Origin of the sequence: Streptomyces hokutonensis, assembly GCF_000376565.1 — a bacterium.
In the GTDB taxonomy this organism is placed as follows: domain Bacteria; phylum Actinomycetota; class Actinomycetes; order Streptomycetales; family Streptomycetaceae; genus Streptomyces; species Streptomyces hokutonensis.
In genome coordinates this window covers 1-22,367 of record NZ_BARG01000115.1, presented here as the reverse complement: position 1 = coordinate 22,367, position 22,367 = coordinate 1, and the positions used below count along the sequence as shown (strand labels likewise).

23 protein-coding genes are annotated in these 22,367 nt (G+C 71.8%); 8 read left to right on the top strand and 15 right to left on the bottom strand.

Annotation, left to right across the window (positions count from 1 at the left end):
* Nucleotides 1–207 precede the first annotated feature (207 nt).
* The gene (locus tag SSP08S_RS51405) at nucleotides 208–867 is read left to right on the top strand and encodes an SCO3374 family protein (RefSeq protein WP_026179547.1); all 660 of its coding nucleotides are present in this window, start codon (nucleotides 208–210) and stop codon (nucleotides 865–867) included.
* Here the strand turns inward: SSP08S_RS51405 and SSP08S_RS51400 are convergent.
* The 5 genes from SSP08S_RS51400 to SSP08S_RS51380 all read right to left on the bottom strand — a co-directional run bounded on the left by SSP08S_RS51400 (nucleotide 846) and on the right by SSP08S_RS51380 (nucleotide 3,358).
* Complete coding sequence (locus tag SSP08S_RS51400) at nucleotides 846–1,181, bottom strand: histone-like nucleoid-structuring protein Lsr2 (RefSeq protein ID WP_019075461.1); 336 nt, start codon at nucleotides 1,179–1,181, stop codon at nucleotides 846–848. The genes SSP08S_RS51405 and SSP08S_RS51400 overlap by 22 nt on opposite strands.
* A gap of 224 nt (nucleotides 1,182–1,405) precedes the next feature.
* Entirely contained in the window at nucleotides 1,406–1,939 is a 534-nt protein-coding gene (locus tag SSP08S_RS51395; RefSeq protein ID WP_026179546.1) for an amino-acid N-acetyltransferase, read from the bottom strand.
* 9 nt (nucleotides 1,940–1,948) lie between these two features.
* On the bottom strand, nucleotides 1,949–2,338 hold the full coding sequence (locus SSP08S_RS51390; RefSeq protein WP_019075459.1) for a BlaI/MecI/CopY family transcriptional regulator: 390 nt from the start codon (nucleotides 2,336–2,338) through the stop codon (nucleotides 1,949–1,951).
* A gap of 144 nt (nucleotides 2,339–2,482) precedes the next feature.
* A complete protein-coding gene (locus SSP08S_RS51385) occupies nucleotides 2,483–2,662 on the bottom strand; it encodes a hypothetical protein (RefSeq protein WP_019075458.1) in 180 nt (59 codons plus the stop codon).
* Nucleotides 2,663–2,710: 48 nt separating this feature from the next.
* A complete protein-coding gene (locus SSP08S_RS51380) occupies nucleotides 2,711–3,358 on the bottom strand; it encodes a hypothetical protein (protein ID WP_019075457.1) in 648 nt (215 codons plus the stop codon).
* 78 nt (nucleotides 3,359–3,436) lie between these two features.
* Here SSP08S_RS51380 and SSP08S_RS62295 point away from each other — a divergent pair, with 78 nt between their 5' ends.
* The gene (locus SSP08S_RS62295) at nucleotides 3,437–3,718 is read left to right on the top strand and encodes a hypothetical protein (RefSeq protein ID WP_158697346.1); all 282 of its coding nucleotides are present in this window, start codon (nucleotides 3,437–3,439) and stop codon (nucleotides 3,716–3,718) included.
* Nucleotides 3,719–3,781: 63 nt separating this feature from the next.
* Here SSP08S_RS62295 and SSP08S_RS51375 read toward each other — a convergent pair whose 3' ends face one another.
* From SSP08S_RS51375 to SSP08S_RS51355, 5 genes are read right to left on the bottom strand one after another with little or no spacing between them, the layout of a single operon-like run.
* Complete coding sequence (locus SSP08S_RS51375; RefSeq protein ID WP_019075456.1) at nucleotides 3,782–4,579, bottom strand: type III pantothenate kinase; 798 nt, start codon at nucleotides 4,577–4,579, stop codon at nucleotides 3,782–3,784.
* 2 nt (nucleotides 4,580–4,581) lie between these two features.
* Entirely contained in the window at nucleotides 4,582–5,559 is a 978-nt protein-coding gene (gene nadC / locus SSP08S_RS51370; RefSeq protein WP_019075455.1) for a carboxylating nicotinate-nucleotide diphosphorylase, read from the bottom strand.
* A 5-nt stretch (nucleotides 5,560–5,564) separates the two neighbouring features.
* On the bottom strand, nucleotides 5,565–7,283 hold the full coding sequence (locus SSP08S_RS51365; RefSeq protein ID WP_019075454.1) for an L-aspartate oxidase: 1,719 nt from the start codon (nucleotides 7,281–7,283) through the stop codon (nucleotides 5,565–5,567).
* Complete coding sequence (gene panC, locus SSP08S_RS51360; protein ID WP_019075453.1) at nucleotides 7,280–8,287, bottom strand: pantoate--beta-alanine ligase; 1,008 nt, start codon at nucleotides 8,285–8,287, stop codon at nucleotides 7,280–7,282. Before panC ends, SSP08S_RS51365 begins: the two co-directional genes overlap by 4 nt.
* Nucleotides 8,284–9,204, bottom strand: coding sequence for a Rossmann-like and DUF2520 domain-containing protein (locus SSP08S_RS51355; RefSeq protein WP_019075452.1), 921 nt, complete (start codon nucleotides 9,202–9,204; stop codon nucleotides 8,284–8,286). The genes panC and SSP08S_RS51355 overlap by 4 nt, the downstream gene beginning before the upstream one ends.
* A gap of 186 nt (nucleotides 9,205–9,390) precedes the next feature.
* Here SSP08S_RS51355 and SSP08S_RS51350 point away from each other — a divergent pair, with 186 nt between their 5' ends.
* Nucleotides 9,391–10,587 (top strand): threonine aldolase family protein, encoded by a 1,197-nt coding sequence (locus SSP08S_RS51350; protein WP_019075451.1) that lies wholly within the window; start codon nucleotides 9,391–9,393, stop codon nucleotides 10,585–10,587.
* Between the two features lie 335 nt (nucleotides 10,588–10,922).
* Nucleotides 10,923–12,032: a DUF5937 family protein gene (locus SSP08S_RS51345; protein ID WP_019075450.1), complete on the top strand. Its 1,110-nt coding sequence runs from the start codon at nucleotides 10,923–10,925 to the stop codon at nucleotides 12,030–12,032.
* Nucleotides 12,033–12,086: 54 nt separating this feature from the next.
* On the opposite strand, the gene SSP08S_RS51340 is transcribed toward SSP08S_RS51345, so the two are convergent.
* Together SSP08S_RS51340 and SSP08S_RS51335 are read right to left on the bottom strand one after the other, a co-directional pair.
* On the bottom strand, nucleotides 12,087–12,758 hold the full coding sequence (locus SSP08S_RS51340) for a response regulator (protein WP_019075449.1): 672 nt from the start codon (nucleotides 12,756–12,758) through the stop codon (nucleotides 12,087–12,089).
* 116 nt (nucleotides 12,759–12,874) lie between these two features.
* Nucleotides 12,875–14,080, bottom strand: coding sequence for a sensor histidine kinase (locus tag SSP08S_RS51335; RefSeq protein ID WP_019075448.1), 1,206 nt, complete (start codon nucleotides 14,078–14,080; stop codon nucleotides 12,875–12,877).
* Between the two features lie 118 nt (nucleotides 14,081–14,198).
* On the opposite strand from SSP08S_RS51335, the gene SSP08S_RS51330 reads away from it, so the two are divergent.
* On the top strand, nucleotides 14,199–15,218 hold the full coding sequence (locus SSP08S_RS51330) for an SAM-dependent methyltransferase (RefSeq protein WP_019075447.1): 1,020 nt from the start codon (nucleotides 14,199–14,201) through the stop codon (nucleotides 15,216–15,218).
* A gap of 18 nt (nucleotides 15,219–15,236) precedes the next feature.
* On the opposite strand, the gene SSP08S_RS51325 is transcribed toward SSP08S_RS51330, so the two are convergent.
* Nucleotides 15,237–16,388 (bottom strand): NADH-quinone oxidoreductase subunit D, encoded by a 1,152-nt coding sequence (locus SSP08S_RS51325; protein ID WP_019075446.1) that lies wholly within the window; start codon nucleotides 16,386–16,388, stop codon nucleotides 15,237–15,239.
* 31 nt (nucleotides 16,389–16,419) lie between these two features.
* Here SSP08S_RS51325 and SSP08S_RS51320 point away from each other — a divergent pair, with 31 nt between their 5' ends.
* Nucleotides 16,420–16,917: a PH domain-containing protein gene (locus SSP08S_RS51320; RefSeq protein ID WP_019075445.1), complete on the top strand. Its 498-nt coding sequence runs from the start codon at nucleotides 16,420–16,422 to the stop codon at nucleotides 16,915–16,917.
* Nucleotides 16,914–18,269 carry a PH domain-containing protein gene (locus tag SSP08S_RS51315; protein WP_019075444.1) on the top strand — a complete coding sequence of 452 codons (1,356 nt, stop codon included), beginning with the start codon at nucleotides 16,914–16,916 and terminating at the stop codon, nucleotides 18,267–18,269. The genes SSP08S_RS51320 and SSP08S_RS51315 overlap by 4 nt, the downstream gene beginning before the upstream one ends.
* 28 nt (nucleotides 18,270–18,297) lie before the next feature.
* On the opposite strand, the gene SSP08S_RS51310 is transcribed toward SSP08S_RS51315, so the two are convergent.
* Nucleotides 18,298–19,575, bottom strand: a complete 1,278-nt coding sequence (locus SSP08S_RS51310) for a prolipoprotein diacylglyceryl transferase (protein WP_102133593.1) — start codon at nucleotides 19,573–19,575, stop codon at nucleotides 18,298–18,300.
* Between the two features lie 94 nt (nucleotides 19,576–19,669).
* Entirely contained in the window at nucleotides 19,670–20,800 is a 1,131-nt protein-coding gene (locus tag SSP08S_RS51305) for an alpha/beta hydrolase (RefSeq protein WP_019075442.1), read from the bottom strand.
* Nucleotides 20,801–21,023: 223 nt separating this feature from the next.
* On the opposite strand from SSP08S_RS51305, the gene SSP08S_RS51300 reads away from it, so the two are divergent.
* Nucleotides 21,024–22,367, top strand: a 1,344-nt coding sequence (locus tag SSP08S_RS51300) for a phosphatidylglycerol lysyltransferase domain-containing protein (RefSeq protein ID WP_019075441.1), incomplete at its 3' end; no start/stop codon positions are given.

The following is a 22,367-nucleotide window of genomic DNA, read 5'->3' as shown; positions in this document are numbered from 1 at the left end:
CGCCAATTTCTGCGTGTCGCCCCCTCCCACTAGGGATTGTCTTACCCGTACGGACTGACACTCCATGCCGAACGCACCGGTTCCCTCCGCTACGGGCGAACAACCTTGCGCGGTCCGACACCCCCGAACGCCCTTTTTTCCGGCACCCTGCGCAATCACCGGACCACCCAGCGTAACTCTCGGGCCGGTTCGGCGGTTGCACTTGGCATGGTTGGCACAGTCCCTCCGGTCACCACGGTCCCCTCCCCCCGTCGCCCGCCCGATCCGGACGACCGTCGGCGGCACTGGTACGAGAACGAACTCGGGTGGCGGACGGTGCCCGGAGAGCCGTTGCGGCTCGTCACGGGGCTGCGGTTCGACGTCCTGGACGTGCCGGTCGAGGCCGGTGTCGCGGCGCTGTGGCGGCTGGGGCCGGACTCTCCGGTGGCCGTACGGGGCGACCGGATGCGGCTGCTGGTGGCCGCGGGCAGCGCGGAGGAGCTGCCGGGGCTGCTGGACTGGCTGGAGTGGGGCGCGCTGGCGCCGGCGCTGGATCTGGTGGCGCTGGGCGAGGGCGGGCACATGGAGGCGCCGCCGGTCCCCGGGGCGGGGACTGTCGAAGTGCCACCGCTCTCTGGCGCGAGGCCCGCGAAGGGGCACCCCGGGCCGTCGATTCCCGCGGGTCGCCCGGGTCCCGTGCAGGGGGCCGCCGTATGGCTGCGGCCCCCCGAGCCGGGGCGCGAGGTCGAGGCCTCGCTGCCGACACTGTCGGCCGTGGGGGGCGTTGGGGACGCCCCTGATCTCGTACGACTCGTGGACACGGTGGCCACACAGTGCCACCGGGTCCGGCTGCGGCGCTCGTGCGCTCAGCCGTTGGCCTTTTCGTAGGCCTCGCGAATGGACGCGGGAACACGGCCGCGGTCGTTGACCTCGTAGCCGTTCTCCTTGGCCCACGCGCGGATCTGCGCGGTGTCCTGGCTGCCACCGGTAGCGGCGCGCGCCTTTCCACGGCCACCCGAAGCACGGCCACCGGTACGGCGTCCGCCCTTCACGTAAGCGTCGAGAAGACCACGGAGCTTGTCCGCATTCGCGGTGGTGAGATCGATCTCGTACGTCTTGCCGTCCAGCGCGAACGTCACCGTCTCGTCCGCCTCGCCGCCGTCGAGGTCGTCGACAAGAAGGACCTGAACCTTCTGTGCCACCGGATTTCCTTTCATCGATAACTTGCGGGCCTGGGGTCTGCGGCGTCCGCCGTTTCGCCGTCCCCTGTTATATGCAGTACTGCAGTACGTCGGAAAGCAAACCGCTTTTGCTGGAAAAACACAAACCCCTGGGAGAGACCGAGTGACCTCACCGGTCCGGAAAGATGCGCGTTTCGGACATAGGGAACCTGGGCAGGGCGTCCGGGCCGAATTGAGCGCAGCGATCACAGATGCAGAAGCATCCGACTGTTGCCCAAGGTGTTCGGTTTCACTCGTTCGAGACCCAGGAACTCCGCCACGCCCTCGTCATAGGAACGCAACAGCTCCGCGTAGACATCGGTGTCAACCGGTGTCTCACCGATCTCCACGAAGCCGTGCTTGGAGAAGAAGTCCACTTCGAAGGTGAGACAGAAAACGCGACGAACGCCTAGCCAGCGAGCCGTGTGCAGCAACTTCTCCAGCAACTGATGACCTACACCGGCGCCCTTCAACCCGGGCTTCACGGCGAGAGTACGGACTTCCGCGAGGTCTTCCCACATGACGTGCAGTGCGCCGCAGCCGACCACCTCGGCGTTGTCGTCGCGTTCGGCGACCCAGAACTCCTGTATGTCCTCGTAAAGAGTCACGGTCGCTTTGTCGAGCAGGATGCGACCGCGAACGTAGGCGTCAAGGAGTCGGCGCACCGCCGGGACATCCCCGGTCCGGGCCCGCCGGACGGTGATGGCTTTCGCGGTGACTTCTGGCTGCTCTGCTGACATGAGCGGACGCTATCGCCCACCGCCGGAGGACGCGGAGCCGGGGTTCTGGACTCCATCCGCGGGTTCGGGTGTTTCCGGTCCCTGGACGATGCGTACGGCGCTGCGCAGGGCCTCACGCTGTTCGTCGCTCATCATCCCGAAGAAGGCGACGAGAGCGGCCGCGGGGTTGTCGCTCTGGGACCAGGCGTCGTTCATCAGGGCGGCCGAGTAGGCGGCCCGTGTGGAGACGGCCTCATATCGATACGCCCGGCCTTCCGCCTCGCGACGCACCCAGCCCTTCTGATGGAGATTGTCCAAAACGGTCATCACCGTGGTGTACGCGATCGACCGTTCCTGCTGAAGGTCTTCCAGGACTTCTCGAACGGTCACCGGGCGGTTCCACTTCCACACCCGCGTCATGACCGAGTCTTCGAGTTCTCCCAATGGGCGAGGCACAGCTCAGAACCATAGTGGAAAAGGCACAAAAAGGGCGTACGACTCGGAAAGCACGCGCACGCGTGCGGGAGTCGTACGCCCTTGAAGACGCCGCCGAAAGGCGGGCGGTCAGGCTTCGGTGGTCGAGGAGGCCTGGCGGGCGCTCTCCGCGCGCGCGATGGCGGCGTCGACGGCCGCGTCCTCCTTGGCCTTCATGGCCCCGCCCTGGGTCTTCACGATGACCCGGATCAGTCCGATGAAGAACACGGCCATGACGACCGGGGGCACGAGCGCGGAGACATAGTCCATGCCCTCCAGAGTAGCCACGGGCCCTACGGAGAGCGGGGCGGGGTCGGTTCAGCCGGCGGCGAGCTGCTGCGGCGGATTCGCCGGGGGCGGTGCCGGTTTGCGCCGGGGGAAGACCTCGCCCGGGGTGGGGATCGGCCGCGACGGCTTCGGGGCGGCGGGCGCGGGTGCGGGCGCCGGCCGCTCCACGGGCTTGCGTACGGGCTCCTTGGCGTCCTCCCCGGCCAACTCCCCGCCGGTGCCGGAAAGGCCGCCGGAGCGACCTCCGGGGAGCGCCAGGAGGCGGGTGCGGGACGCGGGGACGGTCGGGGCGGGGCGGGCGGTCGTACGGCGGGCCAGGCGCGCGCGTACGTCCTGTTCGGCAAGGGTGAGGCAGCGGTCGAGGAGGGCTGCGGCGGCCGGGTTCCCGCGCAGCGCACGCAGCGCGGAGAGGTCGTCGACGTCCGGGCGGTACCCGGCGCCGAGCGCCTCCTCCAGGAGCGTGAGGTAGCCGGCGGTGGTGCCGGGCAGGGCGGCGCGGTACCGGGCGAGGTCGGCGACCAGGAAGGCGCGCAGCCGGACCCCCTCGCGTACCGCTTCGTCGAGGGATTCGGCGAGCCGGAGACAGTCCTTGACGTCCTCGGCGGAGGCGGTTCGGGGCTGGAGGGCGAGGGCGAGGGCGCGACGGAGCACACGCAGCTCCTCCGCACCGAACGCCATGCCGCCGCGGGATCCGTATGGCGTGGGCATGCGGCGACGATACGCGCTAATCAGACAAATTCGACATAGGGGGCGGGTGTGGCGCGGAGGTTTCCGCGCGGTGCGGACGCCGGCTGTGCCGCCGCGCACGGCACCCGAGCTGCGCCGGCCCGTGGCGGGCAGCGGCTGCTCCTCCGTGCCCACGGCTACGGCTCCGTCGGGCGCGGCGGCACTCCGTGGGCGCCGGTGGCGGCAGTCCGTGAGCGCGAACTGCGCCACTGCGCGGGCGCGAGCGGCAGCGGCACCTCGCGCGGGGACGGAACGACCGCGTCCTCGCCGGGGCCGACGCCGAACCGCAGGACACCTCGCGGGCACGCGTGAGCGCCGCCGGCCCGGCGAGGGCGCGGCTCCGCGCCGGGAGGTCCGTCCCGGCGCGGGGCCGACTCACATGCGCGACACGTTCCGCTCGTAGACCAGTCGCAGGCCGATCAGGGTCAGCCAGGGCTCGTGCTCGTCGATGACCGAGGCCTCGCCCAGGACCATCGGGGCGAGGCCTCCGGTCGCGATGACCGTCACGTCCTCCGGGTCGTCGGCCAGTTCCTTGGCCATCCGGGTGACGACTCCGTCTACCTGGCCGGCGAACCCGTAGACGATGCCCGACTGCATCGCCTCGACCGTGTTCTTGCCGATCACGCTGCGCGGCCGGGCCACCTCGATCTTGCGCAGCTGGGCGCCCTTGACGCCGAGCGCCTCGACCGAGATCTCGATCCCGGGGGCGATGACACCGCCGACGTACTCCCCGCGCGCGGAGACCGCGTCGAACGTGGTCGCCGTACCGAAGTCGACGACGATCGCGGGGCCCCCGTAGAGCTCGACCGCGGCGACCGCGTTGATGATGCGGTCCGCGCCGACCTCCTTGGGGTTGTCGGTCAGGATCGGGACGCCGGTCTTGACGCCCGGCTCGACGAGGACGGCGGGCACGTCTCCGTAGTAGCGGCGGGTCACCTCGCGCAGCTCGTGCAGGACGGACGGCACCGTGGCGCAGATCGCGATGCCGTCGATGCCGTCGCCCAGCTCCTCTCCGAGGAGCGGGTGCATGCCCATGAGGCCCTGGAGGAGGACGGCGAGTTCGTCGGCGGTGCGGCGCGCGTCGGTGGAGATCCGCCAGTGCTCGACGATGTCCTCGCCGTCGAAGAGGCCCAGGACGGTGTGCGTGTTGCCCACGTCGATCGTGAGGAGCATGACTACTGCGCCTCACGGAGGTCGAGGCCGATGTCCAGGATCGGCGCGGAGTGGGTCAGGGCGCCCACGGCGAGGTAGTCCACCCCGGTGTCCGCGTACGCCTTGACGTTGTCCAGGGTGAGGCGTCCCGAGGCCTCCAGGGCGGCGCGGCCGTGGACGATGCCGACGGCCTCCTCGCACTCTCCGGGTGTGAAGTTGTCCAGCAGGATCAGGTCGGCGCCCGCGTCCAGGACCTTGCGGAGCTGGTGCAGGGTGTCGACCTCGACCTCGATCGCCACCTCCGGGAAGGCCTCCCGTACGGCCTTGAAGGCCTGGGCGACGCCGCCCGCGGCGACCACGTGGTTGTCCTTGACGAGAGCCGCGTCCGAGAGGGACATGCGGTGGTTGACGCCGCCGCCGCAGCGGACCGCGTACTTCTCCAGGGAGCGCAGTCCGGGCGTCGTCTTGCGGGTGTCGCGGACCTTCGTCCGCGTGCCCTCCAGCGCGTCGGCCCACGCGCGCGTGGCGGTCGCGATGCCGGAGAGGCGGCACAGGAGGTTGAGCGCGCTGCGCTCGGCGGTCAGCAGGTCACGCGTGCGCGTGGTGACCGACAGGAGCTTCTGCCCGGCCTCCACGCGGTCGCCGTCCTCCGCGTGCCGCTCGACCTCGAACTCGTCGGTGCAGACCACGGAGATCACCGCTTCGGCGACCCTGAGGCCCGCCACGACACCGGCCTCGCGCGCGGTGAAGTCGGCGGTGGCGACGGCCCCTTCGGGGATGGTCGCCACGGTCGTCACGTCGACACCGCCGTCCAGGTCCTCCTGGACGGCGACATTGGCGATGTCCTCGACCTCCACGGGGTCGAGACCCGCGTCGGCCAGGAGTTCGGCGAGCGCGGGGTCCAGACCGCACTCCAGGTACTCCGCGTCGGCGCCCGCGCCACAGGCACAGCCGTCGCCGCAGCCGCCGCTGTCGGCGAGGGGAAGGTCGGGGGTGCTCACTTCTGTCACTGCTCCTGGGGACGGTGCTGCCGGGTCGGGGGGAAGTCTGCGGTGTCCGTGGTGTGCACGGCCAGCGTGCGGTCGGGATTCAGCCGTACGACGATGTGGCGGCGCCAGGCGCTGTCGTCGCGCTCGGCGTGGTCCTCGCGCCAGTGGCAGCCCCGGGTCTCCTCGCGCCGGGCGGCGGCGGTGACCAGGACGCGGGCCACGCACAGGAGGTTGGTGGCCTCCCAGGTGTCGACGCCGGGCTCGGCGGTCTTGCCGTTCTCGTCGAGCGCGTCACGGGCGTCGGTGTGCAGCTGCTGGAGCTGTCCCGCGGCCTTGGCCAGGGACTCGGCGGAGCGCAGGACGCCCGCGCCCTCGGTCATGATCCGCTGGATCGCGAAGCGGGCCTCGGGGGCGAGCAGCGGGTGCGCGGGCTTCTGGGGGTGCGGGACCGGTTCGGGCACGCGCGCGTGGAGGGCGTTCTCCGCCCGGCTCGCGGTGATGTCGGCGACGATCCGCTCGGCATAGACGAGGCCTTCGAGGAGGGAGTTGGAGGCGAGCCGGTTCGCGCCGTGCACTCCGGTGCAGGCGACCTCGCCGCACGCGTAGAGGCCGGGGACGGTCGTACGGCCCCGGGAGTCGGTGCGGACGCCGCCGGAGGCGTAGTGGGCGGCCGGGGCGACCGGGACGGGCTCGGTGACCGGGTCGATGCCGTGGCTGCGGCAGGCGGCGAGGATCGTGGGGAAGCGGTGCTCCCACATGTCGGCGCCGAAGTGCCGGGCGTCGAGGAACATGTGCTCGGCGTCCTGCTCCAGCATGCGCCGCGTGATGCCCTTGGCGACGATGTCCCGGGGCGCGAGCTCGGCCAGTTCGTGCTGGCCCACCATGAAGCGCACTCCGTCGGCGTCGACAATGTGGGCGCCCTCGCCGCGCACCGCCTCGGAGACGAGGGGCTGCTGGCCCTCCGCGTCGGCACCCAGGAAGAGCACGGTCGGGTGGAACTGCACGAACTCCAGGTCGGAGACCTCGGCGCCCGCGCGGAGGGCGAGTGCGACCCCGTCGCCGGTCGACACGGACGGGTTGGTGGTCGCGGAGAAGACCTGCCCCATACCGCCGGTCGCGAGGACCACGGCGGGCGCGTGCACGGCGCCCACACCGTCGTGCTGACCCTCGCCCATGACGTGCAGGCTCACACCCGCCGTACGGCCGTCTGCATCCGTCAGCAGGTCCAGCACGAGCGCGTTCTCGATCGTGCGCAGTCCACGCGCGTGTACGGCCTCGACGAGCGCCCGGGAGACCTCCGCGCCGGTCGCGTCGCCGCCCGCGTGCGCGATGCGGCGCCGGTGGTGGCCGCCCTCGCGGGCCAGTTCCAGTCCTCCTTCGGAGGACTCGTCGAAGTGGGCGCCGGTCTCGATGAGCCGCCGTACCGCGTCGGGTCCTTCGGTGACGAGGATCCGTACGGCCTCCTCGTCGCACAGGCCCGCGCCCGCCACCAGGGTGTCGTCCAGGTGCTGTTCGGGGGTGTCGCCCTCCCCGAGGGCGGCGGCGATGCCGCCCTGCGCCCAGCGGGTGGAACCGTCGTCGAGGCGGGCCTTGGTGACGACGACCGTCCGCAGGCCCGCCGCCTCGCAGCGCAGGGCCGCGGTCAGGCCGGCCACTCCTGAGCCGACCACCACCACGTCCGCGGCGATGGACCACCCGGGGGCGGGCGCGTGCAGTCGTATGCCTGTGCTGGTCACGAGGCGGCTCCGAGGGTTCCGAAAGCGAGTGGGATGTTGTCGATCAGCCGGGTCGTCCCGACCCGGGCGGCGACGGCGAGGACGGCCTCGCCGGTGAAGTCCTCGTCCACGTCCGTGAAGTCGGACGGGTCGACCAGGGCCAGGTAGTCCAGGGCGAGCGGCGGGTCGAGACGGGCCGCGTCGTCGAGGACCAGGCGGGCGGCGGCGCGGATGGACGCCGGGCCGCCGGGGCCGGGGACGGCCTTGGCGACGGCGTGCGCGTCGGCCGCCGCGCGGGACTCCCCTATGGCGCTGAGCGCCTCGGCACGCGCGCGCGTGGCGGGCACTTCGAGGGCCCGCGCGCGCAGCGCCTCCTGGGCGGCGTGCCGGTCGCGGCCGGCGAACAGGGCCTGGGAGAGGGCGAGCGCGGTGCGCCGCTCCTGGGGGGACAGATAGCGGTTGCGGCTGGACAGTGCCAGGCCGTCGGCCTCGCGCACGGTCGGCACGCCGACGATGTCCGTGCCGAAGTTCAGGTCGCGCACCATGCGGCGGATCAGGGCGAGTTGCTGGGCGTCCTTCTGGCCGAACAGGGCGGTGTCGGGGCGGGTGAGGTGCAGCAGCTTGGCGACGACGGTGAGCATGCCGTCGAAGTGGCCGGGACGGACCGCGCCCTCCAGGCGTTCGCCCATGGGGCCGGCCGAGACGCGGACCTGGGGTTCGCCACCCGGGTAGACCTCGTCCACGGAGGGGGCGAACACGACGTCGGCGCCCGCCTGTTCGGCGATCTTGAGGTCGGCGTCCAGGGTGCGCGGATAGCGGTCGAGGTCCTCGCCCTTGCCGAACTGCAGCGGGTTCACGAAGACGGTGACCACGACCTCGCCGTCCGGTCCGGCGAGTTCGCGCGCGGTGCGGACCAGGGTGGCGTGGCCCTCGTGCAGGGCGCCCATCGTCATGACGACGACGCGCCGGCCCGCACGCGTGCGTGCGTGCAGTTCGTCGGCGGTGCGCAGCAGGGTGGTGGTCATCCGGCATCTCCCTCGGTGCCGTTGGCGAGGACTCCGAGGAGGTCCTCGGCGAGTTCCGGCTTGAGCAGCCCGTGGGCCAGGGCCCGGTCGGCGGTCGCGCGGGCCATCGCCAGATAGCCGGCGACGGTCTGCGGGGCGTGCTTGCGCAGCTCGGTGACGTGCGCGGCGACCGTGCCCGCGTCCCCGCGCGCGACGGGGCCGGTCAGGGCCGCGTCGCCGGAGCGCAGGGCGTTGTCCAGGGCGGCGCCGAGGAGCGGGCCGAGCATGCGGTCGGGAGCCTCGACGCCGGCCGTGCGCAGCAGCTCCATGGACTCGGCGACCAGGGTGACCAGGTGGTTGGCGCCCAGGGCGAGGGCCGCGTGGTAGAGCGGGCGGTTCTCCTCGGCGATCCACTCGGGCTCGCCGCCCATCTCGATCACCAGGGCCTCGGCGGCCAGCCGCAGTTCCTCGGGCGCGGTGACCCCGAAGGAGCATCCGGCGAGCCGCTGGACGTCCACAGGGGTCCCCGTGAAGGTCATCGCGGGGTGCAGGGCCAGCGGCAGCGCGCCGGCGCGCAGAGCGGGGTCCAGGACCTGCGCGCCGTACCGCCCGGAGGTGTGCACGAGGAGCTGGCCCGGGCGTACGGCCCCGGTCTCGGCGAGGCCCTCCACGAGGCCTGGCAGGGCGTCGTCCGGGACGGTGAGCAGCACGAGGTCGGCGCGCTCCAGGACCTGCGCGGGCGTGAGGACCGGCACGTCGGGGAGCATCAGCGCGGCCCGTCGCCTGGAGGCGTCGGAGACCCCGGAGACGGCCACCGGACGGTGCCCGGCGAGCTGGAGGGACGCGGCCAGTGCGGGGCCCACCCGGCCGGCGCCGACGACGCCGACGGCGAGCCGCGCGGGGCGGTCCTTGGGCTCTGGCTGTTGGAATGTACTCACGCGAGTGCGGCCTTCCCGTTCCAGTCCGCTCCGGGTACCGGACGATTTCTCGTCATGTTAACGCGATCGGTTCGAAGGGCGTCCGGTTGTCCACAGGCTGTGGGTTGTCACACAGCCCGTGGCGGACGGGAAAGCCGGTGGAAACCCGGGTGCCCGAACGGACGTGCGCCAGGCATCATCCCGAGCATGAGCGATGCGGCGGAGCAGAGTGACCAGCAGGCGGAACCGGCGACCGACGAGGAACGGAACCTGGAGCGCCGTAAACGGCGCATGGCCGCGACCAGGAACGCCGAGCGGGCCCTCGCGCGCCTCGGGTTCCTGAACCCCCTCCGGGAGCGGCTCGCCTTCGTGCAGGAGGCGGCCGAACTGCACGACCTGGACGAGGCCTCGGACATGTACGGCACCGAGATCGTCGAGACCCTGGAGAAGCGGGTCGCCGAACTGCTCGGCAAGGAGGCCGCGGCCTTCTTCCCCACGGGCACGATGGCGCAGCAGGTGGCCCTGCGCTGCTGGGCGGGCCGTACCGGGAACCCGGTGGTCGCCCTGCACCCGCTGTCCCACCCCGAAGTGCACGAACGGCACGCCCTCAGCCAGGTCAGCGGCCTGCGCCCGGTCCATGTGACGGGCGAGCCCCGGCAGCCGACCGCCGAAGAGGTGCACGACTTCCCGGAGCCCTTCGGGACGCTGATGCTCGAACTGCCCCTCCGGGACGCCGGTTTCGTCCTGCCCTCCTGGGAGGAGCTCTCCGCCGTCGTCGACGCCGCGCACGAACGCGACGCGGTGGTCCACTTCGACGGCGCCCGCCTGTGGGAGTCCACCGACCACTTCGGCCGCCCGCTCGACGAGATCGCGGGCCTGGCGGACAGCGTCTACGTGTCGTTCTACAAGTCCCTCGACGCCCTCGGCGGCGCCGCGCTCGCCGGCCCGAAGACCCTGATCGACGAGGCGAAGACCTGGCGGCACCGCTACGGAGGCATGGTCTTCCAGCAGTTCCCGACTGTCCTGACCGCGCTCGCGGGCCTGGACCGCGAGCTGCCCCGGCTGCCCGCGTACGTGGCCCACGCGCGCGTGATCGCCGAGGCACTGCGCGAGGGGTTCGCCGCAGCCGGGGTGCCGTGGATGCGCGTCCACCCCGAGCAACCGCACACGCACGACTTCCAGGTCTGGCTCCCGTACGACCGCGACGCCGTCACGGAGGCCGCGATCCGGACGTCGGAAGAAACGAGGACCGCCCTGTTCTCCAATCCCTGGGACGCGAAGGGCCCGGGGATGGCGGTGACGGAGGTCTACGTACGGGCCGCCGCCCTGGAGTGGACGGCCGACGACGTGAAGGCGGCTGTCGCGGACTTCGTACTCCGCCTGAAGGAAGAGACCGGCAGCTGAGGGGCGTCGGCCCGACGGGCGTCAGCAGGTGGGGCGGGGTCGCCGGTGCAGCCACCGGCCCAGGGTCGCGCGCAGCCGGCCGTGGGCCTGGCGCTCCGCGACGACCGCGCGGAACCGCAGGTAGCCGCGCGGCTCGCGCGCGGTGCGCCAGTCGTGGGCGCCGGGCGGAGGCGGGGGTACCTCGCCGAGTTACCGGGCGCGGCAGGTGTCGAGGACGTACTGCTGGGTGACGCTCATGTCTCCAGGCTGCGTCGCCGCCCAGCGGCTGTCCCGTCGATTGACGGGCCGCGTCAATCGACGGGGGCGTTGTCAGTGGTGAGGTGCACGATGGGGGCATGAGCGTGCACATCGACATCACAGGGCTGCGGCAGGAGCAGGTCGTCTTCGCGCCCTCGCCCCTGGGCGAGCTGTGCATGGCGCTGCACGCGATGTCCGAGCCGGGGCACCATCCCGGCCTCCAGGGGTGGGTGACCGGAGTCACCGCGCGGCTCGACCCGCATCTGGCGGACCGGATGTGCGAGGCGGACTTCCTGTGGCGGTCGACGTTCTCCGACCTGTTCCTGCCGTACGCGGGCATCCCGGGCCGCAGCACGCTCCCCGGGGCGACCCTCGCCGAAGAGCTGGACCTGGTGGACAAGCTGACGGACGAGCAGTTCGTGGACGCGGCACTGGAGTTCACCACCTGCGCCCTCACCTACGGCACCGGCGGACCCGGCCCGCTCTCGGACGCCACGATCAGGCTGCGCGCCCTGGAGCAGGCCGCGACCCGCGGTCCGCGTCAACTGGCGTTCACCGAGCGGCTGTTGGCCGCCCCGCCACGGACCAGGGCCTGGCTGCGGCAGTTCCTGGAGGACTGCGACGAGGCGTTCTTCGCGGAGACCTGGTCCCGGATGCAGCACCAGCTCGCGGCCGACGCCCGCCACAAGACGGACCTCCTGCGGCACAAGGGCCTGGCGGAGGCGCTGACGTCGATGTCCACCGCGGTGACCCTCGACGAGAGCGCCACCCGCATCACGGTCGACAAGCTCGGCGACGGCCGTACGGCGACCCAGGACGGCGGTCTCCTGCTGGTCCCCACCAGCCTGGGCTGGCCGCATCTGACGGTCCTGTACCGCTACGGCTGGCAGCCCGTCGTGCACTACCCCGTAGGGTCGCCCAAGTTCGCCGCGCCGACCTCCCTGGAGCAGCTGACCCTGCGGATGACCGCCCTGTCCCACCCGGTCCGCATGCGCCTGTGCCGCAGCCTGGCCCGCACCGCGTTCACCACCAGCGAGCTGACCCAGGTGCACAACATGACCGCCCCGGAGATATCCCGCCACCTCGGCGTCCTGAAGAAGGCCGGCCTGATCACCACCCGCCGCCGCGGCCGCTACGTCCTGCACCAGCTGGACGTCACGATGGTGGCCCGCCTGGGCAGCGACTTCCTGGAGGGCATCCTCAGGTAGGCGCGGTCACTGTGCACCTCACGCGGCCACCGCGCCTCATGCGGTCACCGTGCCTCAGCCGTGCCCGCCGGCCCGCACCAGCCCCGTCTCGTACGCCAGGACGACGACCTGCACCCGGTCCCGCAGACCGAGCTTGGTGAGGATGCGGCCGACATGGGTCTTCACGGTCGCCTCGGACAGCACCAGGCGGGCCGCGATCTCGCCGTTGGACAGCCCCTGGGCGACGAGGATCATGACCTCGCGCTCGCGCTCGGTGAGCCGCTCCAGCTCCTTGTGCTGCGGCTCCTTGCCGGCGGAAGGCAGCATCGGGGCGAAGCGGTCCAGGAGCCGACGGGTCGTCGAGGGCGCCACCACCGCGTCGCCGCTGTGCACGGAGCGGATCGCGGTGAGGAGCTCACCGGGCGGCACGTCCTTGAGCATGAACCCGGAGGCGCCTGCCTTCAGCCCGGAGAAGGCGTACTCGTCGAGGTCGAAGGTGGTCAGGATCAGCACCTTCGGCGGGTTCTCGCCCTGGCAGATGCGGCGGGTGGTCTCCACCCCGTCCAGCTTCGGCATACGGACGTCCATCAGCACCACGTCGACCGCGGTCGCGGCCAGCACCTGAAGGGCCTCGACACCGTCGCCCGCCTCCGCGACGACCTCCATGTCCGGCTGGGCGGCGAGCACCATCCGGAAACCGGTGCGCAGCAGCACCTGGTCGTCGACGAGCATCACGCGGATCGTCATCGGGTCCTCTTCCGTTCCGTCAGCAGGATCGTTCAACAATTCATTCAACAGGTTGAGGCCGTTCAACAGGTCGTTCAACAATTCGTTACAGGTGTCAGTAATCGGCGTACGAAAGATCAGTGCGCAGGTTTCAGCGGCAGCAGCGCGCTGATGCGGAACCCGCCGCCCGGGCGCGGGCCCGCGTCCAGGGTGCCCCCGACCATGCCGACCCGCTCGCGCATACCGATCAGACCATGCCCCTGGCCGTCGACGCCGCCCTCCTCGTAGAGCTCGTGCGGGGCGCCCTTGCCGTCGTCCTCGACGAGCAGCCCGAGACCGTCGTCGAAGTACACCAGCCGCACACTGGCGCCCGTGTTCGGCCCCCCGTGCTTGCGGGTGTTGGTGAGCGCCTCCTGCACGATCCGGTACGCCGTCAGCTCGACACCGCTGGGCAGCGGACGCGGGGTGCCCTCGACCTTGAAGTCGACGGGCAGTCCGGACGTACGGCACTGCTGGACCAGGTCGTCGATCTGCTCGACGTCCGGCTGCGGAACGTACTCGCCGGCCTCCTTGTGCTCGCCGGTCCGCAGCACGCCCAGCAGGCGGCGCATCTCGGCCAGGGCCTGGCGGCCGGTGGAGGAGATCGTCTCCAGGGCCTTCTTCGCCTGGTCCGGCGCGGAGTCCAGGACATAGGCGGCGCCGTCGGCCTGGACCACCATCACCGACACGTTGTGCGCGACCACGTCGTGCAGCTCACGGGCGATCCGGGCACGCTCGGCGGCGACCGCGACCTTCGCCTGCGCCTCGCGCTCCTTCTCCAGGCGGGCGGCGCGCTCCTCCAGCTGCGCGAAGTACGCGCGCCGCGTGCGCATCGAGTCGCCCAGCACCCAGGCCAGCGCGAACGGCACCGTCTGGAAGACCGCGATCGCGACCAGCCCGGCGGAACTGGTGTGCTCCTGGGGCCAGCGGATCTGCGACAGGGTCGCCGCGCCCAGACCGGTCGCCAGGGCGAAGCGGGAGGCCCAGCGGGCCCCGACCGCGGCGACCGTGTAGACGATCACGAGCATGGCGAAGTCGGCCGCCACGGGCTCGATGTCGAGGACCAGCTGCGCGAGCCCCGTCACCAGGACCACGACGAGCATCTTCTCCGGCCAGCGGCGGCGCAGCGCGATCGCCACACACATGACGGCGGACACCGCGAGCGCGCCCGCGGCCGTCCCGTGCCGGCCCGACGCGTAGCTGGTACTCGCGATGCTCACGCCGCTCAGCCCCAGCAGGAAGACAGCCCAGAAGGTGTCGACCCATGTCGGGTGTCTGCGGAGGAAGTCGTAGAGGCGCTGCACGTAACCCAGCGTAGGGAAGCGTGAAGTGTGCGGGGGTCAACCGGAGGATCGATCCGTATACGCCCGGCGTACTCCCCAAGGTGGAGGCCCGGTTGTCCTGTGCACTTAATCTGGCACCGTGACGGACGACACTGCGGCCCGGTGGCGCGGCTGGCGGGCGGCGGCCGAGGACGCGCTGTACGGGCCCGAGGGGTTCTACCGGAGGCCCGAGGGACCCGCCGGGCACTTCCGTACGTCCGTGCACGCGTCGGCGCTCTTCGCCGGGGCCGTGGCACGGCTGCTGTGCCGGGTGGACGAGGCGCTGGACCGGCCGGCCGCGCTGGACCTCGTGGACCTGGGCGCGGGCCGCGGCGAGCTGGTGACCGGCGTGCTCGCCGCGCTGCCCACCGGAGTGGCGGCACGCGTGCGTGCGTACGGCGTCGAGATCGCCGACCGCCCCGAGGGACTCGATCCCCGCGTCGAGTGGCTGACCGACTCCCCGAAGGGGATCACCGGGCTGCTGTTCGCCAACGAGTGGCTGGACAACGTCCCCGTAGAGGTCGCCGAGGTGGACTCCGCCGGCCTGCCGCGGCTCGTTCTCGTACGGGAGGACGGAACCGAGCGGCTCGGGGAACCGGTCGCCGGTGCGGAGGCCGACTGGCTCGCGCGGTGGTGGCCCCTGGCGCCCGAGGAGGGGCTGCGCGCCGAGATCGGGCTCCCCAGGGACACGGCCTGGGCGTCGGCGGTGACCACGCTCGACCGGGGACTCGCGGTCGCCGTCGACTACGCGCACACCCTGGACACCCGCCCGCCGTTCGGCACACTCACTGGCTTCCGCGAGGGCCGCGAGACGGCACCCGTGCCGGACGGCTCGTGCGACGTCACCGCGCACGTCGCCCTGGACGCCTGCGCGACGGCCGCGACATCGGCGGGCGCGCTCCCCGGCGCCCGCCTGCTCACCCAACGCGCCGCCCTGCGCACCCTCGGCGTCACAGGCGCGCGCCCCCCGCTCACGCTGGCCTCCACCGACCCGGCGGGGTACGTCCGCGCCCTCGCGGGCGCCGGAGAAGCCGCCGAACTCACCGCGCCGGGCGGCCTCGGCGACTTCGGCTGGCTCGTGCAGTCGGTTGGAATTCCGGACCCGCTGGAGGAGCCGTAAACGCCCTCTACTTGTCGCCTACTTGTCGATGTCCCCGACCACGAAGAACAACGACCCCAGAATCGCGACCATGTCCGCCACCAGCGTCCCCGGCAGCAGCACCGCGAGGGCCTGGATGTTGTTGTAGGACGCCGAGCGCAGCTTCAGCCGGTACGGGGTCTTCTCGCCCTTGCTGACGAGGTAGTAGCCGTTGATGCCGAGCGGGTTCTCGGTCCACGCGTACGTGTGCCCCTCGGGCGCCTTGAGGACCTTCGGGAGCCGCTGGTTGATCGGCCCCGGCTCCAGCTCGGCAAGCCGGTCGAGGCAGGCGTCGGCGAGGTCGAGCGCGTTGTGGGTCTGTTCCAGGAGCACTTCGAAGCGGGCGAGACAGTCGCCCTCCTGGCGCGTGACGATCTTGAGGGTGTCCTGGAGCTCGCCGTACGCGAGATACGGCTCGTCGCGCCGCAGGTCGAAGTCGACGCCCGAGGCGCGCGCGATGGGCCCGCTCACCCCGTAGGCGTGCACGGCCTCCGCGGACAGCTCACCGACTCCCCTGGTGCGCCCCCGGAAGATCTCGTTGCCGAGCACCAGGTCGTCGAAGCGGTCCATCCGCGAGCGCACGGCGGCGACGGCCTCACGCGCGCGGGAGGCCCATCCGGCGGGCAGGTCCTCCTTGAGGCCGCCGACGCGGTTGAACATGTAGTGCATGCGCCCGCCGGAGACCTCCTCCATGACGTTCTGGAGGACCTCGCGCTCCCGGAACGCGTAGAACACCGGGGTGATCCCGCCGAGTTCCAGGGGGTACGAGCCCAGGAACATCAGGTGGTTGAGCACCCGGTTCAGCTCGGCGAGCAGGGTGCGCGTCCACACCGCGCGCGGGGGCACCTCCATGCCGAGCATGCGCTCCACCGCGAGGACCACGCCCAGCTCGTTCGAGAACGCCGACAGCCAGTCGTGGCGATTGGCGAGCATGATGATCTGGCGGTAGTCGCGCGCCTCAAAGAGCTTCTCGGCGCCCCGGTGCATGTAACCGATCACCGGCTCCGCGTGCTGGATGCGCTCGCCGTCCAGGACGAGCCGCAGCCGCAGCACTCCGTGCGTGGAGGGGTGCTGGGGGCCGATGTTGAGCACCATGTCGGTGCTTTCCGCGGCGCCGCCGATACCGACCGTGGTCTCCGTCGTGGGAGTCATGGACACAGTCTCTCGTACGTACGCTTGCCGCATGGAAACGGGGACTGCCGCTCAGGACGACGCGCGCGAGCCGGTGTGGACCGGGCTGCCGCCGGGGCTGCTGAAGATGCGACGGATGCTGCTGGTGGTGTGGCTGGGGGTGCTGACCGTCGCCCTGGGGGTGCCGCTGGGCCTGTTCGCCGGCCCGGAGTGGGCGGCGTTCGCACTGCTGCCGCTCGGCGTCATGGCGTGGGGCTGGGTGGTCCTGGGCCGCAACTGGCGGTCCTGGCGGTACGCCGAGCGCGCCGACGACCTGCTGATCAGCAAGGGCGTCCTGTGGCACCACGAGACGATCGTGCCGTACGGGCGGATGCAGCTAGTGGAGGTGACCTCGGGGCCCGTGGAGCGGCACTTCGGGCTCGCGAGCGTGCAGCTGCACACGGCCGCCGCGGCGACCGACGCGACCATCCCGGGGCTGGACCCGGCCGAGGCCGAACGGCTGCGCGACCGGCTCACCGAGCTCGGCGAGGCCCGATCGGCGGGGCTGTGACGACGCCGGGCGCCGACAAGGACGTATCCGGGGCCGCAGCGGTCGTACGGGAACAAGTGCCCGTGGTGGAACGGCGGTTGCATCCGGTGACGCCGTTGCGCCGCGCGTGGGCGCCGGTCGCCGTCATCATCGGGTGGGCGGTGCACGACCCCAACCAGGCGCAGGAACAGCTGACGCGGCTGACCACCGTCACCCTGCTGATCGCGCTGGCCGTGATCGTGCCGGCCGCCGGGCTGTACGGCTTCCTGACCTGGTGGTTCACCCACTTCGCGGTGACCGACAGCGAACTGCGCATCCGCACCGGCCTGTTGTTCCGGCGCACCGCGCACATCCGGCTGGAACGCATCCAGGCGGTCGACGTGACCCAGCCGCTCCTCGCGCGCGTGGCGGGCGTCGCCAAGCTGAAGCTGGACGTCGTAGGGACCGACAAGAAGGACGAACTGGCCTTCCTCGGAGAGGACGAGGCGCGGGCGCTGCGGGCCGAACTCCTCGCGCGGGCGGCCGGGTTCGCGCCCGAGACCGCCCACGAGGTCGGCGAGGCACCCTCCCAGCAGCTGCTGCACGTGCCGGCCGGGGTCCTCGCGGTGTCGCTGGTGCTGACCGGCGCCACCTGGGGATCGCTGGCCGCCGCACTCGTGGTACCGCCGCTGCTGTGGCTCGCCACCCACAGCGTGTGGACGGTCCTCGCGACCGCGCTGCCACTGCTCGGCGCGGCGGGCGCGAGCAGTGTGGGACGGTTCGTCGGCGAGTACGACTGGACGGTGGGCGAGTCCCCGGACGGGCTGCGCATCGACCACGGACTGCTGGACCGCACGCACGAGACGGTGCCGCCGGGGCGGGTGCAGACCGTGCGGATCGTGGAGCCGTTGCTGTGGCGGCGGCGCGGGTGGGTGCGGGTCGAGCTGGACGTGGCCGGTTCGTCCAACTCCGTGCTGGTGCCGGTCGCTCCGCGCGAGATCGCCGAGTCGGTCGTCGCGCGCGTACTGCCCGGAGTGACGGTGCCGCCGCGCTCGGCGCTGTCCCGGCCGCCGCGCACGGCTGCCCGGTGCGTGCCGCTGTGGTGGCGCGGCTACGGCCTCGCGGTCACCGACACGGTGTTCGTGGCCCGGCACGGGCTGCTGCGCCGCAGTACGGCGCTGGTGCCGCACGCGAAGGTGCAGAGCGTACGGCTCACGCAAGGGCCCTGGGAGCGGCTCTGGGGGCTTGCCGAGGTGCATGTGGACACGGGGGCCAACGAGACCGTGACAGCCCGTCTGCGGGGCGCGGACGAGGCCGCGGAGCTGCTCAGCGGCCAGGCCGAGCGCTCCCGGACGGGCCGCAGGGACGCCCGCCCGGACCGCTGGATGGCCTGACGCCGGGTCAGGAACCCGTCAGCGGCGGTCAGGAAGCCGCGCTGCGCAGTCCGGGAAGGTTGATCTGCTCGGTCTCGTCGTGTGCCGTCAGGTCGATGACCTGGACCGCGCCGACGCCCCGGGAGCGCTCGTCGGCCGGCTTGAACTGCGCCTCGGCCTCCGCCTTGTGCACCGCCAGGGCCTCCTGGCCCACGACGTCGGCGAGATCCTCGTTCTGGACGGCGTCCATCTCGGCGGACGCCGCGCCCTTCTGCATGCCGAAGAAGTCGAAGCCGCCCTCGACCATCGGCCGCCGTGCGGGAGCCGCCGGGACGACCGCCACCGCGGTCGGCACCGTGAAGTGCCCGGACGGGTGCGCGGGTTGGGCGGACTTCGCGGCCGGGGGGACGGCGGCCGAGTGCTCCTGCCCGTCGACCGCCTCGGGCTTCCCCTCCGCCTCGTCCTCCTGCGCGGCCTCCGAGTCGGCCGCTGGGCCGCCGGTGGCCTCCACCGGTGCGGGCTCGACCGGTGCGGAGTCGTCGTCCTTCGGCGCGGGCGTCACGGCGTCCTTGTCGAGCCGTACCAGCGCGGCCTGGGCCCGCAGGAACAGCTTGGACCCCTCCGGGGAGAACACCGGTGAAGCCGCAGGCTTCTTCTCCGCGACGGCCTCGGAGTCGGACTCCTCGTCGTCGCTGTCCTCGGCGTCCGTCGCGGACTCGACCGCGGCAGCCACAGCCCCGGTGTCGTCCGCCTCGGTGTCGTCGTCGGCGGCGGCGTCGTCCTCGAGTTCGACGAGATCCAGGTCCGCGTCCGCCGGGACCTCGTCGTCGCCGTCCACCGCGACCGGCGGCAACGCGCGCGTGGCGGGTTCCGCGGCCTCTATCTCCAGCAGGCGGCGGCCCTCCAGGGCGCTGGCGCGCTCCGTCTCCGCCGTGGCGTACCGGCGCAGCAGTGCCGCGTGTTCGTTGCGCAGGCCCGCGAGCTCGGTGCGCTTGGCGCGCAGCTTGTGCTCCAGCTTGACGCGCAGTTCGCGCGACTCGTCGAGGTCGGACTCGAGTTCGGCGAGCCGCTCCTCGTAGCGCCACTCGTCGCTCGTACGCGCGCGTACCAGGTCGGCGACCTGTTTGCCCGCCTGAGTGTCCCAGCGGCGCATGATCGCCGCCCCGACGAGCGCGGTCGCGGCGGCGACCGCGGCGACTATGCGCAGCGCGGCTGCTTGCGAGAAGACCCATGGCCCGAAGGCGCAGACGAGCGACACGCCTGCGATCGCCGAGGGAGGCAACAGCCGGTGCAACGGCGGGGAATGGCGGTGACGTCCACGTGGCATGGCCAGAAACTTACCGCGCGTAGGCGAACCATGGTGCCCCGCCCGGTAAAAACACAGCCACCCCTCATCCCTCACCTCGCTTCAACGGTCACTTTCAGCCGTTGCCTAGCCGTCCGCTCAACCATTCCAGGGTCGCCGGGATCTCCCGTCGCCAGGTGTTGAAGTTGTGACCGCCGCTGTCCAGGATGATCGACGCGATACGGGTGGAGTTGTTGGCCCTCACCCTGTCGATGAATTTCAGGGTGTCCTTGTAGTTGTGCTCGCCGGCCTTGCTGCTGGTGACGAGCAGTGAGGTGTCGGGCGCGGGCCGGTGCTTGAGGTACCACCACAGGTTCGCCTCGTTCCGCAACGTCTCGTCGCCCTGGAAGAGGTCACCCGTGGTGGGGTCGGTCGGCGCCTTGTAGTACGGCGACAGGCCGGCGCCCGCCGCGTACACCCCGGGGTGGTGCATCGCGAGCTTCAGGGCGCAGTAACCGCCCGTGGAATCACCGACGATGCCCCAGCTCCCGGGCATTTTGCCCACCCTGTAGTGGGCCGTCACGGCGTCCGGGAGGTCCTTGGCGAAGAAGGACTCGGTGTGCGGTCCGCCCGGGACGTCCACGCACTCCGTGTCGCGCGGCGGCGCCACCGTGGGCCGCAGCATCACCAGGATCATCGGCCGCATCCTGCCGTCCTTGGCCAGTTGCAGTGCCGTCCGCGGGTAGTTGAGCTTGTCGACGAGTGCCTGGGCGGTGCCCGGGTACCCCGTGAGGACTACTGTCGCGGGGAACGTGCGGGTGCGGTACCGCGGCTGGAAGTACTCCGGCGGCAGATATACGTAGGCCGGGGAGGCGATGTGCGTCGTACGGCCCACTATGTCGACGCGCTGCACCTGACCGACGCTGCTCGGCAGGGAGGCGCCGCCCGGGGCGTCCACGCGCCGGGTGCCGACCACGTGGAGCGGGCCGCCGGCGCCCCGGAGCGCCGTGTGGTCGACGACGACCCCCTGGTCGGTCTCCCTGCCGAACAGGTCGGACCAGCTGGCGTAGAACCCGAAGGCCTGGTTGGCGCCGAGGCCCACCGAGACGAAGAGCACCAACTGCGTTGCCAGGAGCAGGCCCACGCGTCCGCTGACGGCCCGCCAGTTCCGCCGGGCCAGCCGCGGCCACAGCCACACCGTGCCGACGAACAGCAGCACGGCGCATACGAATGCCAGTGCCAACACCTTGTTGCTCGTGAGTCCCATGAACTGTCCCCGCCTGCGCTTTCCGCCCGGCGGCACACAACCTTCGCGCGCCTTTGCCCCGGGCTTTCCACTGCCTTTGAACCGGCTTTCCGGTGAGGAAGGAACCTCCATCCCCTAGACACCGTCCTAGAGGGCGCAATGTCGCCGGATGCCCGAATCGGGCCCGGATCCAAGGTCTCTCGCAGAACTACGGGATGCGATGTCTGTCAGGATAGATGGGGAAATGTCGGGTGGGGTTCCGAGCCGGTCAGGCCGGGTCCGGCGCATAGTCCGAGGTCCGCGCCCCGAGGTCGTTCCCACGCTCGTCGCCAGGGCCTGCGCCCTCGTCGGCCTGCTGGACATCGCCGCGGGGGTGTTCCCGCGCTTCCGGCACAGCCGTATGCACACCATGGCCGAGGTGCTGCCGGGTGCGCTCGGCCCCTTCGCCGCCGCGCTCTCGCTCAGCGCCGGTGTGCTGTTGCTGCTCCTCGCGCACGGGCTCAGGAGGCGCAAGCGCCGGGCCTGGCGGGCCGCGGTGGCGCTGCTGCCGGCGGGCGCGGTGGCGCAGTTCGCGTACCGGCACTCGCTCATAGGAGTCGTCATCTCGGCCGCGCTGCTCGCGCCGTTGGTGCTGCACCGCGACGAGTTCCGCGCGCTGCCCGACCCGCGCAGCCGCTGGCGCGCGCTCGCCAACTTCGTGCTCATGGGCGCCGGTTCCCTCGTCCTCGGACTGGTCATCGTCAGCGTCCACTCCAAGCGCATGGTCGGCGACCCGAGCCTGGCCGACCGGATCAGCCACGTCCTGTACGGCCTGTTCGGCTTCGAGGGACCGGTCGACTACGAGGGCAGCACCTCCTGGACGGTCGCCTTCTCCCTGGGCGCCCTGGGGCTGCTCACCGCCGTGACGACGATCTACCTCGCCTTCCGGCCCGAACACCCGGCCGCGCGGCTCACCCCGGAGGACGAGACGCAGTTGCGCGCCCTCCTGGAGAAGCACGGCCGCCGCGACTCGCTCGGCCACTTCGCCCTGCGCCGCGACAAGGCCGTCGTCTTCTCGCCCAGCGGAAAGGCGGCGGTGACGTACCGCGTCGTCTCCGGGGTGATGCTCGCCAGTGGTGACCCCATCGGCGACGTGGAGGCCTGGCCGGGCGCCATCGAGCGGTTCATGGACGAGGCGAAGGCCCACTCCTGGACGCCGGCCGTCATGGGCTGCTCCGAGACCGGCGGCGAGGTGTGGACCCGCGAGACCGGCCTCGACGCCCTCGAACTCGGCGACGAGGCGGTGGTCGACGTAGCGGATTTCTCGCTCGCCGGGCGCGCGATGCGCAACGTACGCCAAATGGTGAAGCGCATCGAGCGGGCCGGCTACGAAACCCGGGTACGGCGTGTACGTGACGTCAGTGAGGGCGAGCTGGAGCGGATCCGGCTCGCCGCGGAGGCCTGGCGGGGTACCGACACCGAGCGCGGCTTCTCCATGGCGCTCGGCCGCATCGGCGACCCGGCGGACGGCGACTGCTTCGTCGCGACCGCCCACAAGGCCGACGAACAGCCGGGCGAGTTCGGCGACCTGAAGGCGATCCTGCACTTC